The organism is Variovorax paradoxus, assembly GCF_040544635.1.
In the GTDB taxonomy this organism is placed as follows: Bacteria; Pseudomonadota; Gammaproteobacteria; order Burkholderiales; family Burkholderiaceae_C; genus Variovorax; species Variovorax paradoxus_R.
Window position 1 is genome coordinate 487,058 of the sequence record NZ_JBEPKJ010000001.1, and the last position, 13,145, is coordinate 500,202.

At 66.9% G+C, this 13,145-nt stretch carries 12 protein-coding genes; 2 read left to right on the forward strand and 10 right to left on the reverse strand.

Annotation, left to right across the window (positions count from 1 at the left end):
* Positions 1 to 103 precede the first annotated feature (103 nt).
* The 10 genes from ABIC94_RS02410 to ABIC94_RS02455 all read right to left on the reverse strand — a co-directional run bounded on the left by ABIC94_RS02410 (position 104) and on the right by ABIC94_RS02455 (position 10,181).
* On the reverse strand, positions 104 to 988 hold the full coding sequence (locus tag ABIC94_RS02410) for a helix-turn-helix domain-containing protein (protein ID WP_354371061.1): 885 nt from the start codon (positions 986 to 988) through the stop codon (positions 104 to 106).
* 21 nt (positions 989 to 1,009) lie between these two features.
* Positions 1,010 to 1,711 carry an ABC transporter ATP-binding protein gene (locus ABIC94_RS02415; RefSeq protein ID WP_126746614.1) on the reverse strand — a complete coding sequence of 234 codons (702 nt, stop codon included), beginning with the start codon at positions 1,709 to 1,711 and terminating at the stop codon, positions 1,010 to 1,012.
* Position 1,712: 1 nt separating this feature from the next.
* Complete coding sequence (locus ABIC94_RS02420; RefSeq protein WP_337298368.1) at positions 1,713 to 2,465, reverse strand: ABC transporter ATP-binding protein; 753 nt, start codon at positions 2,463 to 2,465, stop codon at positions 1,713 to 1,715.
* A 130-nt stretch (positions 2,466 to 2,595) separates the two neighbouring features.
* Entirely contained in the window at positions 2,596 to 3,570 is a 975-nt protein-coding gene (locus ABIC94_RS02425; RefSeq protein WP_354371064.1) for a branched-chain amino acid ABC transporter permease, read from the reverse strand.
* The gene (locus ABIC94_RS02430) at positions 3,567 to 4,439 is read right to left on the reverse strand and encodes a branched-chain amino acid ABC transporter permease (RefSeq protein ID WP_354371065.1); all 873 of its coding nucleotides are present in this window, start codon (positions 4,437 to 4,439) and stop codon (positions 3,567 to 3,569) included. Before ABIC94_RS02430 ends, ABIC94_RS02425 begins: the two co-directional genes overlap by 4 nt.
* Before the next feature lie 157 nt (positions 4,440 to 4,596).
* Positions 4,597 to 5,781, reverse strand: coding sequence for an ABC transporter substrate-binding protein (locus ABIC94_RS02435; RefSeq protein WP_354371066.1), 1,185 nt, complete (start codon positions 5,779 to 5,781; stop codon positions 4,597 to 4,599).
* Entirely contained in the window at positions 5,778 to 6,581 is an 804-nt protein-coding gene (locus ABIC94_RS02440; protein WP_354371068.1) for an alpha/beta fold hydrolase, read from the reverse strand. Before ABIC94_RS02440 ends, ABIC94_RS02435 begins: the two co-directional genes overlap by 4 nt.
* Entirely contained in the window at positions 6,578 to 8,131 is a 1,554-nt protein-coding gene (locus tag ABIC94_RS02445) for a benzoate-CoA ligase family protein (RefSeq protein ID WP_354371070.1), read from the reverse strand. Before ABIC94_RS02445 ends, ABIC94_RS02440 begins: the two co-directional genes overlap by 4 nt.
* Before the next feature lie 29 nt (positions 8,132 to 8,160).
* Positions 8,161 to 9,711, reverse strand: coding sequence for a 3,4-dehydroadipyl-CoA semialdehyde dehydrogenase (locus tag ABIC94_RS02450; RefSeq protein WP_354371072.1), 1,551 nt, complete (start codon positions 9,709 to 9,711; stop codon positions 8,161 to 8,163).
* Complete coding sequence (locus ABIC94_RS02455; protein ID WP_354371073.1) at positions 9,708 to 10,181, reverse strand: 4-hydroxylaminobenzoate lyase; 474 nt, start codon at positions 10,179 to 10,181, stop codon at positions 9,708 to 9,710. Before ABIC94_RS02455 ends, ABIC94_RS02450 begins: the two co-directional genes overlap by 4 nt.
* 199 nt (positions 10,182 to 10,380) lie before the next feature.
* Here ABIC94_RS02455 and ABIC94_RS02460 point away from each other — a divergent pair, with 199 nt between their 5' ends.
* Positions 10,381 to 11,334, forward strand: coding sequence for a helix-turn-helix transcriptional regulator (locus tag ABIC94_RS02460; protein WP_354371075.1), 954 nt, complete (start codon positions 10,381 to 10,383; stop codon positions 11,332 to 11,334).
* A 127-nt stretch (positions 11,335 to 11,461) separates the two neighbouring features.
* Positions 11,462 to 13,138 carry a 2,3-epoxybenzoyl-CoA dihydrolase gene (gene boxC / locus ABIC94_RS02465; RefSeq protein WP_354371076.1) on the forward strand — a complete coding sequence of 559 codons (1,677 nt, stop codon included), beginning with the start codon at positions 11,462 to 11,464 and terminating at the stop codon, positions 13,136 to 13,138.
* Positions 13,139 to 13,145: the final 7 nt, after the last annotated feature.

Below are 13,145 nucleotides of genomic sequence, written 5' to 3' on the forward strand. Positions count from 1 at the left end.
TCTTGTCTCCTGTTGTGTGGAGATCGAATTTGCCTTTCGCCTGCGTCCCGGTCTATCGACAAGCGATCATCGCTTGCGGGATCCATTCACCTCGCACCGGGACTTACCCGAGCCGTGCGCGCGCGGGGGTGGTGCCCACCAGCTGCTTGAACACCTGGGTGAAGTGCGCCTGGCTCGAGAACCCGACCGTGTGCGCGATCTCGGCGAGTGACAACCGGCCCTCCAGCAGCGTGAGTGCGTGGCGCACGCGCTGCTCCATCACATAGCGGTACGGCGTCGAGCCGGTGCTGGCCCTGAAGAGGCGCGTGAAGTGCACCGCGCTCATGTTCAGTTCGGCCGCGAGTTCGTCGATGCCGAAGTCTTCGCCCAGGTGCTGCATCACCCAGTCGTACACCTTGCGCAGGTCCGCCTGCGAAAGCCGCCCCGGCGCGCGCTTCGCGTTGCGCGCGCCGCCGTAGCGGCTTTGCAGGTAGCTCACCAATGCCATGGACAGGCCCTGCGCATGCATGCGGCCCGATGTGCAGCCGCGCTCCACCTCGTCCCGCATGGCAATGGCGAGCGAGGTCAGCGTGGCGTCGGTGGTCGAGAGATGCGTCTGCAGGTGCAGCTCGCCATCGCTTTCGGGCATCAGGCCGCGCAGGGTTTCGGGGCGGATCTCCAGCGCGATCACTTCGTCGCACTGGCCGGACCACGTCACGCGGTCGACCTCGTAGCCCTGGTCGAAGATGCACACGCTGCCGGGCCGGCTCTCGACGTGGCTGGTGCGGCGCCCTGTGGTCATTGCGGATTTCACATGGCCGCGCATGCAGAAGGCGAGCAGCGGATGCGGGTTGTAGCAGGCCGGGTTTTCGCCGTCGCCGTGCATGGCGCGCACCTCCAGCGCAAAGCCCTGCCATGGCGTGGCGGCCGCGTTCATCAGCATCCTGCCGTCGAAGCGCACGGGCTTGCCCGAAAGGTCGAGGAGGCTGATCTCGCGTGCCATCGCCATGCGCTCTTTCTACATCCCGCTCTACACGCCCAGCAGTTCCTCGAGCGCCTTCGGCTCGGCCAGCAAGTCGGCCGATGCCCCATGCCGCACGATCTGGCCCTTCTCCATCACCACCGCCAGATCGGTATGCGCAAGCACCTTGCGGTAGTCGCGGTCGACGATCAGCGTGGCGATGCCGGTTGCGCGGATCTCGCCGATCACGCGCCAGATCTCGGCCACGATCAACGGTGCGAGCCCTTCGGTGGCCTCGTCGAGGATCAGCAGGCGCGGATTGGTCATGAGCGCGCGGCCGATGGAAAGCATCTGCTGCTCGCCGCCCGAGAGCTGCTGGCCGCCATGCGAGAGCCGCTCGGCCAGCCGCGGAAAGGTGGCCATCACGCGGTCGAAGGTCCAGGCGCGGCGGCCGTCGATGCCCGCGCGTTCGCTCATCACGAGGTTCTCGCGCACCGAGAGGTTCGGAAAGATGCCGCGGCCTTCGGGCACGTAGCCGATGCCCAGGCGCGCCATTTTTTCGGGCGGCCAGCCGGTCACGGTGCGGCCGTCGACCTGCACTTCGCCCGAGGCCGGACGCACATAGCCCATCATGCTGCGGATCAGCGTCGTCTTGCCCATGCCGTTGCGCCCGAGCAGGCCCACCGACGTGGCGGCCGGTATGCCGGCATGCACGCCGCGCAGGATGTGGCTGTTGCCGTAGTAGGTGTTGAGATCGCGGACGACGAGCATGTCAGTGGTCCTCTCCGAGGTAGGCGGTGCGCACTTCGGGGTTCTCGCGGATCGACCGAGGGTCGCCGGTGGCGATGACCGTACCGTTCACCATCACCGTGATGCGGTCGGCAACGCGGAACACCGCATCCATGTCGTGCTCCACCAGCAGGATGGCGTGCGTGGCCTTCAGCCGCGCAAGCAGTGTGAGCATGCGGTCGGTTTCCTCGGCGCCCATGCCCGCGAGCGGCTCGTCGAGCAGCAGCACGCGGGGCTTGGTGGCAAGGCACATCGCCACTTCGAGTTGCCGCTGCGCGCCGTGGCTCAGCGTGCCGGCAATGCGCTGGGCTTCGTTCGAAAGGCCCGCCGCTTCCAGTGCCGCATCGGCCGCCGCATTGCTGGCCGCGCAGCGCTGCGACGATTGCCACACCGTCCATGGCCGCGCCGTGGCGGCCTGTGCCGCGAGCCGGCAGTTCTCGTGCACGCTGAACTCCGGGAAGATGGTCGTGCGCTGGTAGCTGCGGCCCACGCCGGCGCGTGCGCGGCGCCATTGCGCGCGCTGCGTGACGTCGGCGCCGTCGAGCGTGATGCGGCCTTCGGAGGCCTCGATCTCACCCGAGAGCATGTTGATGAGCGTCGACTTGCCCGCGCCGTTGGTGCCGATCACCGCATGAACTTCGCCGACGTGCAGGTCGAGCGTGACGGCGTTGACGGCGGTGAGGCCGCCGAAGCGGCGTGTGAGGCCTTGAACGGAAAGAAGAGCGGTGGCGTTCATGGTGTTGCTCCTTCCCCCTTTGGGGGAAGGTTGGGATGGGGGCAGGCAGAGTGCCCGATGGTGGCGCCGCGTGCCCCCACCCCGGCCCTCCCCCGGAAGGGGAGGGAGGAAGACAGAAGACGGAGGCGGGTCATGCGGACTCCTTGGGCGAGATACGCTTCACAAGACCGATCAGCCCCTTCGGCAGCCATGCCACGAACACGATGATCGCAATCCCCAGCGTCAACTGCCAGTGGTCCGCCAGGGGCCCCATCACCGCATGCGTCGAGAAGATCTCCTTCAGCAGCGTGAACGCAATGGCACCGATGACCGCGCCGCGCAAATGGCCGAGGCCGCCGAGGATCACCATCAGCAGCACCTCGCCCGAGTTGTGCCATGCCATCAGCTCGGGGTTGACCACGCCGTCGCGCGAGGCCAGCAAAAAGCCCGCGAGCCCGGCGAGCGCACCTGCCAGCACGAAGGCCGCGAGCTTGTAGCCGTACACCGGAAAACCCGCCGCGCGCATGCGCTGCTCGTTCACGCGGATGCCCGCGAGCGCCGCGCCGAAGCGCGAGCGTCGCACCAGGGCGAGGAGCCCGTAGGTGAACACCAGCGATGCGAGCACCACGTAGAACAGCACCATGCGGTTCTCCAAGTCGAGCTTGCCGATGGCGGGTCGCACATACATGTAGATGCCGTCGCTGCCGCCGCCTACCTTGGTGTCGTGGAACACGAAGAAGGCCATCTGCGCGAAGGCCAACGTCACCATGATGAAGTACACGCCGCGCGTGCGCAGGCTCAGTGCGCCCACGAACAACGCATAGAGCGCCGCCGCGCCCATGGCCGCCGGCAGCAGCAGCGCGAGGTTGCCGCCCTCGTTGCCGGAAGCCAGCACCGTGACATACGCGCCGATGCCGTAGAACGCCGCATGGCCCAGGCTCACGAGCCCGGTCATGCCGACGAGCAGTTCGAGGCTCAGCGCGAAGATCGACAGGATCATCACCTTGACGACGAAGTCAGAGACGTAGTTGCCCATCAGCGGGCCCAGCACGGCGATGGCAATGGCGCAGACCACCGGCACGAGGAACGCGCCGCGCCGCATGGAAGAAGTGTGGACTTGGGTCATGGCCGCCTCCCCATCAGCCCTTCAGGCTTCCATATCAGCACGATGGCCATCAGGAGGTAGATGCCGATGCCGGCGAGGTCCGCGAAGAACACCTTGCCGAAGGTGTCGACGAAGCCCACCAGCAGCGAGGCCACGAGGGCACCCGTGATCGAGCCGATGCCGCCGATCACCACCAGCACGAAGCAGATGATGAGCACGCTCGCGCCCATGTTCGGATACACCGAAGACATCGGCGCCGCAATCATCCCGGCCAGCGCCGCAAGCGCCACGCCGGCCGCAAACACGATGCGGTAGAGCCGCTTCACGTCGATGCCCAGGCCGCGCACCATGTCGCGGTTGCTTGCGCCGGCGCGAATCATCATGCCCAGCCGCGTGCGGTTCACCACCCAGTACAGCGCCACCGCGAGCACGATGCACGCCGCCGAGGCGAAGAGCCGGTACCACGGGTAGCTCATGACATTGCCGAGCGCAAAGCTGCCGTCGAGCCATGCCGGCACCTTGACGCCGTGCACGTCGTTGCCCACGAGGATGGAGCGCAGCTCCTCGAACACCAGAATGAGCCCGTAGGTCATGAGCACCTGCTGCAGGTGGTCGCGCTGGTAAAGGTAGCTGAAGAAGGCCCATTCGAGCACGTAGCCGAAGATGGCCGCCAGCACCACGCCGGCCACCAGCATCAACAGAAACTGGTCCCCGAACAGCGGTGCGAGCGTGAACGCCATGTACGCGCCGATCATGTAAAAGCTGCCATGGGCGAGGTTGATCACGCCCATGATCCCGAAGATCAGCGTGAGCCCCGAGGCCACCAGGAAGAGCAGGAGTCCGTACTGAACCGAGTTCAGGCACTGGACGAGAAAGGTGCCGAAATCCACGTTGAAATCATCCCCGGTTGGGCTGGGAGGAGCAGGCGCCGGGCGCCTGCGACTGTTCGGGGGACACCGCGGAACCGGCTTTGCCGGGCCGCTGGTGTCGCCCCCTTGAGGGGGGAGTCGAGCTACACGAAGTGAGCGAGGGACGGGGGTGGGTCAATCACATCCTGCAGCCGCGCGCCGGGTCCGTCAGACCCTTGATCGCGATGCTCACCAGCTTGTTCTCCTTGCCTTCCACCTTGCGCAGATAGATGTCCTGCACCGGGTTGTGCGACTTGCTCATCGTGAACGCGCCGCGCGGGCTGTCGATCTTCGCCTTCTCGATGGCGGCCGTGAACTCGGCCTTCTTGCCGATGTCGCCCTTGGCGGCGGCAAGGCCCACGCCCAGCATCTGTGCCGCGTCATAGCCTTGCACCGCATACACGTCGGGCTGCAGCTTGAACGACTTGGCATACGCCACGCGGAACGCGTTGTCGCGCGCGGTATTCAGGCCGTCGGCGTAGTGCAGCGTGGTCAGCATGCCTTGCGCGGCGTCGCCCTGCGCGTCGAGCGTGCCGTCGGTCAGGAAGCCCGGGCCGTAGAGCGGAATGGTCTTGTTGAGGCCCGCGGCCTGGTAGTCCTTGACGAACTTCACTGCGCCGCCGCCCGCGAAGAAGGCATACACCGCATCGGGCTTGGCCGCGGCGATCTCGGTCAGCAGCGCCTGGAACTCGACGTTGGGGAACGGCAGCGTGAGCTGCTTGTCGACCTTGCCGCCGGCCTTCTCGAAGCCTTCCTTGAAGCCGTTGACCGACTCCTCGCCGGCCGCGTACTTCCAGGTGATGGTCATGATCTTCTTCTTGCCCTGCTGCTTGGCCGCTACCTCGCCCATGGCGTAGGCCGGCTGCCAGTTGCTGAACGAGCTGCGGAAGATGTTGGGCGCGCACATCGGGCCGGTGACCGCGTCGGCGCCGGCGTTGGGCACGATGAGCACGGTGCCGCTTTCCTTCGCGGCCTTGGCCATGGCCATGGCGACGCCCGAATGCACGGTGCCCACGATCACGTCGACGTTGTCGCGCTTGATGAGCTTGTTGACGTTGTCGGTGGCCTTGGCGGGGTCGGACTCGTCGTCGACCTTGAAGTATTCGATCTCGCGGCCGGCGAGCTTGCCGCCGTTTTCATCGACATAGAGCTTGAAGCCATTTTCAATGGCCACGCCCAGCGCGGTGAAGGTGCCGCTGTAGGGCAGCATCAGGCCGACCTTGAGTTTGCCGGTGCCCTGGGCGCCGGCGGCGGATGCCAGGGCGGCGAATGCAATCGCGGTGAGCGCGAGGCGGGCGGTGCGAATTGGGGTGAATGGGGTCATGGTGTTTGTCTCCTGTTTTTGGCAATGAAAGAAGTGGTCGCGACGATGACACGATCCGGCTGATCGCGATGCGGGGAATGCCCGCATTCAGGGATTTCGAGCAGCTCGCATCCACTGACGCGCGCCGCGATGCCGTGGATCTGCGCGAGCGTGCCGTACTCGTCGTCGATACCCTGGATGGCCAGCACCGGGCAGCGGATGGCGTCGAGCTTGGCCTCGATGTTCCATTCGCGAAAAGGCGGGTGCAGCCAGATGCGGTTCCAACCCCAGAAGGCCGAGTCGGCGCTGTCGTGGTAGCGGCCGAGCTTCTTCGGCAGGTCGGTGCCCAGGTAGGCGGTGCGGGCCTGCTCGATGTTCGCGACGGTCACGTCTTCCACGAAGATGTGCGGCGCCAGGACCACCAGACCTTGCACGCTGTCCGGAAAGCGCGAGGCATACAGCAGGCTGATCGAGCCGCCGTCACTGTGGCCGAAGAGCCAGGGCTTTTCGTCGCCGAGCTTCAAGGCTGCAAACAGCGCGGGCAGCACTTCGTGCGCCTGGCGGTGCATGAAGTCGACGTCCCAGATTTCGTTTTCTTCGCGCGGGGTGGAGCGGCCGTAGCCGGGGCGGGAGAACACCAGGCCGCGCGCGTTGGCGGCTTCGCAGACCTGGGCGGGGAAGTCCTTCCACATGGCGACGGAACCGAGGCCTTCGTGGAGGAAGACGATGAGGGGGGCATCGGTGCGCTCGGGGGCGATCCATTGGCACTCGATGCGCACTGCGTGGTTGCGCCAATTGATGGAGGCGAAGTCGGGTGTCATAGCTGTTGCTCCCTCTCCCGCTCGCGCAACCTGAACCGCTGAATCTTCCCCGTCGCCGTCTTCGGCAGCTCCTGCACGAACTCCAGAAAGCGCGGGTACTTGTACGGTGCAAGACGCTCCTTCACGAACGCCTTCAATTCCTCGTCCGTGACCGACTGGCCATCTTTCAGCACGACGAAAGCCTTGGTCTTGGTCAACCCGTCCGCGTCGTCCTTGCCGATGACCGCGGCCTCGAGCACGGCGGGGTGCTGCATCAGCGTGGCCTCGACTTCGAACGGCGACACATAGATGCCGCTGACCTTCAGCATGTCGTCGCTGCGGCCCGCGTAGGTGTAGTAGCCGTCGGCATCGCGCGTGTACTTGTCGCCGCTCTTGGTCCAGCCGCCCTGGAAGGTTTCGCGCGACTTCTCGCGGTTGCACCAGTACATGAGCGCCGCGCTCGGGCCGCGGATGTAGAGGTCGCCCACCTCGCCGTCGGGCACCGGGCGGCCGTCTTCGCCGCGCAGCTCGACTTCGTAGCCTTCCACCGGCTTGCCGGTGGTGCCGTAGCGCACGTCGCCGGGGCGGTTGGAAAGGAAGATGTGCAGCATCTCGGTGGAACCGATGCCGTCGATGATCTCGCAGCCGAAGTGCGCCTTGAAGCGCTGTGCGATCTCGCCCGGCAGCGCCTCGCCGGCGGAAGAGCACATGCGCAATGCCACCTGCTCGCGCGCCGGCAGCTTCGGCGAGGCGAGCATGCCGGCAAAACCCGTGGGCGCGCCGAAAAAGACGGTCGGCTTGTGCTCGGTCCAGCGGCGGAAGGTGGCGTCGGGCGTGGGGCGCTCGGCCATCAGCACCACCGTGGCACCCACTGAGAGCGGAAAGGTCAGCGCATTGCCGAGGCCATACGCAAAGTACATCTTCGCGGCCGAGAAGCACACGTCGTTCTCTGTGAGTCCGAGCACCGGCTTGCCGTAGAGCTCCGCCGTCCACCAGAGGTTGGCATGCGTGTGGACCGTGCCCTTGGGCTTGCCGGTGGAGCCGGAGGAATACAGCCAGAAACCCGGGTCGTCGGAAGCTGTGGGTGCGGCCGGTGCCGTCGGCTCGGCGGCGGCGATCAGGCTGTCGAACTCCAGCGCGCCTCCAGGCAGCGCGCCCGTTGGTTGCGAGACGATCAGCGTGTGCAGTTCATGCGCACCGCGGCTCATTGCTTCCTGCAGGCCAGGCAGCAGCGCGCCCGACACCAGCGCCGCCTGCGCGCGGCTGTGGTCGAGCATGTAGGCGTAGTCTTCGGGCGTGAGCAGCGTGTTGACCGCGACGGGCACCGCGCCGGCATAGAGGCAGCCCAGAAAGCTCACGGGCCAGTCGCTGCTGTCGAGCATGAGCAGCAGCACGCGCTCTTCGCGCCGCACACCGGCGGCCTTCAGCGCGGCGGCCAGGCGGCGCGCGCGGTCTTCGAGCTGGCCGTAGCTCAGCGTGCCGCGGTCGTCGATGTAGGCGATGCGTTCGGCGCGGCCGCGGTTGAGGGCGAACAGGTGTTCGGCAAAGTTGAATCGTGCGGGCGGGCTCATCGTGGTCTCCTTGGGCCGTGTTCTGTTCTTCAGAGGCCGAGCTGCGCGAGCACGGCAGGGCTCGCTTGCACCGCGCTGCGGCGATGATAGAAGTCCAGCGCGCGCAGTCCGCCGAGTTCGGCGCCGCCGCCCGCGCGGCCCGGGCCGCCGTGCAGCGACATCGGCATCACGTTGCCATGGCCGGTGTGGGCCTGCGCGACCTCGGGCGTGACCACGTGCACGCGGCCGTGGCCCGGTGCGACGGCCACAGCGGTTTGCGCCAGTGCCGCGTCGTCGCTGCCGTAGAGAGACGTCACCAGCGAACCCTGGCCGCGATGCGCCAGCGCGATGCCGTGTGCGATATCGCGGTAGGGCAGCAGCGTGGCGACAGGGCCGAACACTTCGATGTCGTGCACGCGCTGCGCCGCGTCGGCATCGCGCGCGCCCAGCAGCACGGGGCCGATGCAGGCGGCCACGGCCGGCTCGGCGTCGATCAGCGGCGTGTTGCGGCCGTCGTACAGCACGGTGGTCTGCGTGGACAGCGCTTCCAGGCCCTCGCTCACCGCGTTCAACTGCGCGCGGCTCACGAGCGAACCCATGCGCACGCTCTCGTTGCGCGGGTTGCCCACCGTCACGCCCTTGAGCTTGGCGCCAATGGCCTCGGCCGCGGCTTCGTACACCTCGGCCGGCACGAGGATGCGGCGGATGGCGGTGCACTTCTGGCCCGACTTCACCGTCATCTCGCGCACCACTTCGCGCACGAGCAGGTTGAAGGCGTCGCTGCCGGCCGCGGCGCCGGGCAGCAGCAGGGCGCTGTTGAGGCTGTCGGCCTCGATGTTCACGCGCACCGAGTGCTCGATGACAGCGGGGTGCGAGCGGATCAGCGCCGCGGTTTCGGCCGAGCCGGTGAACGAGGCCACGTCGAAGGGCTGCAGCGCATCCATCAGGCCGGCCGAACTGCCGCAGATGATGGAGAGCGCACCCGCGGGCAGTACGCCCGCATCGACCACGTCCTTCACCATGCGTTGGGTGAGCCAGGCGGTGGCCGTGGCGGGCTTCACGATCACGGGCACGCCGGAGAGCAGCGCGGGCGCGGCCTTTTCCCACAACCCCCACGACGGGAAGTTGAAGGCGTTGATGAAGAGCGCCACGCCGTGCGTCGGCACCTGCAGGTGCTGCGACTGGAATACCGGCTCCTTGCCGAGCTTGACGGCGTCGCCGTCGCGCAGCGCGCGCACGTCGCCGAGCGCATCGCCCCATTTCGCGTACTGGCTGAGCGTGAAGATCGCGCCGTCGATGTCGACGGCCGAGTCGTTCTTCACCGTGCCGGAGTTGGCCGTCGCAATCTCGTAATAGACATCGCGGTTGGCCTGCAGCACCTTCACGACGGCGCCGAGCAAGGCCGCGCGCTGGCGGTAGGTGAGGGCGCGCAGCGCGTTGCCGCCCTGTTCGCGTGCAAAGGCAAAGGCCGCGGGCAGGTCGAGGCCGGTGGCGTCGACGCGCGCGAGCTCGGTGCCCAGCACCGGGTCGAAAAGAGGCGTGCCGGCGCCCGATCCGCTTTGCCAGCGGCCTGCGACGTAATTGGAAAGGAGCTCGGTCATGGGGTGAACTTGATCTGCCCTTCGGGCAAGAGGTAGAGAACGAGCGCGCGGCCTTGCGCCACGGTCGGACGGTGCGCGGTGCCGGGGCCGTAAACGCACCAGCCCGCGGGCCGGCCGTCGAAGGTGGCGTCGGCACTGCCTTCGAGCGGCATGATCAGGTCGATCTCGCCATTCGGGTGCGTGTGGTGCGGCCCGGCGATGTCCTGCATGTCGACCACGTCGACAGAGAAGCGGTGCAATGCGTCTTCAGCCTTGAACACGCGGCCGTAGCGAATGCCGCCGCCCTCGCGCTCGCACAGCCAGCCTTCGGCCACGCCGCCGATGCAGGCCTGGCGCAGCTTTTCAAAGCTGGCGCTGCCCGCGCCGTGCGTCGCGTTCAGCCATTGGTCGAGTCGTTCGTCGAGCGGCCGGCCGGCAATTTCGGCGGTCAGGCCGGCAATCAACTGGTGAAATGCTTCCTTGCTGGACATTGGCGGGCTTCCTTTTGGAGGCTGGCTGGCAGGGGTGGCGCCGCAGCGAACTTATGAACTACATTGCAGGATCGTTGCGCGTGCAGTATCTTGCTTGTGGTCGAACAATAAGCACCGAGTCATCAGGTGTCAAGCAATATAGTGCATATATGGTGTTTACCCTGAGCGCGCACAATCCCGGCCAAGAACGAGGACTTGCATGAACGAGCATGTAGACGCGGTGCTGTCCACCGCGCCCGATGGCAACCACGCCAACAACGCAGCAGCAGCCACATCGGCCGGGGAGCCCAGGCACCCATTGCTGGCCGCATTGGGCGACCGCGTGCGCAACCTGCGCGCGCAGCGCGGCCTCACGCGCAAGGCCGTGGCCATTGCGGCCGGCGTGTCCGAGCGGCACCTGGCCAATCTCGAATACGGCATCGGCAATGCGTCGATCCTGGTGCTGCAGCAGGTGGCGGGTGCGCTGCACTGCTCGCTGGCCGAACTGGTCGGCGACGTGACCACCAGTTCGCCCGAGTGGCTGCTGATTCGCGAGCTGCTCGAGAACCGCAGTGAAACCGACTTGCGCCGCGTGCGCCTGGCGCTGGGCGAGCTGCTGGGTACGGCTTCGGTCGATCCGGCGCGGCACCGCCGCATTGCGCTCGTGGGCCTGCGCGGCGCCGGCAAGTCGACGCTCGGGCAAATGCTGGCCGACGACCTCGACCTGCCGTTCGTGGAACTGAGCCGCGAGATCGAGAAGCTTGCGGGCTGCAGCGTGCGCGAGATCCACGACCTGTACGGCACCAACGCCTACCGCCGCTACGAGCGCCGCGCGCTCGAGGAAAGCATCCAGATCTACAGCGAGGTGGTCATTGCCACGCCGGGCGGCATCGTGTCCGACCCCGCCACCTTCAACGAACTGCTCGCGCACTGCACCACCGTGTGGCTGCAGGCCGCGCCCGAAGAGCACATGGGCCGCGTGGCCGCGCAGGGCGACACCCGCCCCATGGCCGCCAGCAAGGAAGCCATGGAAGACCTGCGCCGCATCCTGAACGGCCGCGCGGCCTTCTATTCGAAGGCCGATCTCTCCGTGGACACCAGCGGCAAGAGCCTTGCGCAGAGCTTCCAGGCCCTGCGCGCCGTCGCCCGCCAGTCGATGGGCCTGGGCGCCTGACCTGAAGTTTTGAAAAAAAGCGATACAGGCATTGACTTGCCTGTTTGCATGCAGCATGATGCATGTCATCGGAACCAGAAGATGCATTATTCTTCCGGTTTGCATCTGGCCCACAGGAGACTTCCGTATGACCGAGACCACGACCCTTCAGGCGCCCCCGCGCGTCGACTACCGCATCGAACCCACGCAATACAAGCACTGGAAGCTCAGCTTCGACGGTGCCGTGGCGCGCTTGGTGCTCGACATCGCGGAAGACGGCGGCATTCGCCCCGGCTACAAGCTCAAGCTCAACAGCTACGACCTGGGCGTGGACATCGAGCTGAACGACGCGCTCAACCGCGTGCGCTTCGAGCACCCCGAAGTGCGCAGCGTGATCGTCACCAGCGGCAAGGACCGCATCTTCTGTTCGGGTGCCAACATCTTCATGCTGGGCGTGTCGAGCCACGCCTGGAAGGTGAACTTCTGCAAGTTCACCAACGAGACGCGCAACGGCATCGAAGATACGTCGAAGCATTCGGGCCTGAAGTTCATCGCAGCCGTGAACGGCGCCTGCGCCGGCGGCGGCTACGAACTGGCGCTGGCCTGCGACGAAATCCTGCTGGTGGACGACCGCTCCTCGGCCGTGTCGCTGCCCGAAGTGCCGCTGCTCGGCGTATTGCCCGGCACCGGCGGCCTCACCCGCGTGACCGACAAGCGCCATGTGCGCCATGACCTCGCCGACATCTTCTGCACCAGCGTCGAAGGCGTGCGCGGCCAGCGCGCGGTCGAGTGGCGGCTGGTCGATGCCGTGGCCAAGCCGGCGCAGTTCGCCGCCGCCGTGCAGGACCGCGCCTCGCAACTCGCAGCCGGCAGCGATCGCCCCGCGGGCGGCAAGGGCGTGGCGCTGACGCGTCTCGAGCGCAACGAGACCGCCGACAGCCTCAGCTACTCGCATGTCGACATCCAGATCGACCGCAGCAAGCGCACCGCCACGATCACCATCAAGGCGCCCACCGGCACCCAGCCCGCGGACATCGCCGCCATCGAAGCCGCGGGTGCCGCCTGGTGGCCGCTCGCCATGTGCCGCCAGCTCGACGACGCCATCCTCAACCTGCGCACCAACGAGCTGGACATCGGCACCTGGCTGCTCAAGACCGAAGGCGATGCACAGGCCGTGCTCGCATCGGACGCCGTGATGCTTGCCCACAAGGACCACTGGCTCGTGCGCGAAACCATCGGCGCGCTGCGCCGCACGCTGGCGCGCCTGGACGTGTCGTCGCGCAGCCTGTTCGCCCTGGTTGAAGCAGGCTCCTGCTTCGCCGGCACGCTGGCCGAACTGGCCTTTGCGGCCGACCGCACCTACATGCTCGCGCTGCCCGACGATGCCAAGCGCGCGCCCAGGCTCACGCTCAACGAGTTCAACTTCGGCTTTTTCCCGATGGTGAACGACCAGAGCCGGCTGCAACGCCGCTTCTATGAAGAAGCTCCTCCGCTCGAAGCCGCCCGCGCCGCGGCCGGCAAGCCGCTCGACGCCGACGACGCACTGAAGCTCGGCCTGGTGACCGCCGCGCCTGACGACATCGACTGGGACGACGAGATCCGCATGGTCATCGAAGAGCGTGCCGCCATGTCGCCCGACGCGCTCACCGGCCTGGAAGCCAACCTGCGCTTCGCCAGCAAGGAGAACATGGCCACCCGCATCTTCGGCCGGCTCACCGCCTGGCAGAACTGGATCTTCAACCGCCCCAACGCCGTCGGCGAAAAGGGCGCGCTCAAGGTCTACGGCACCGGCGAAAAGGCCGGCTTCGACTTGAACCGCGTTTGAACCCGCA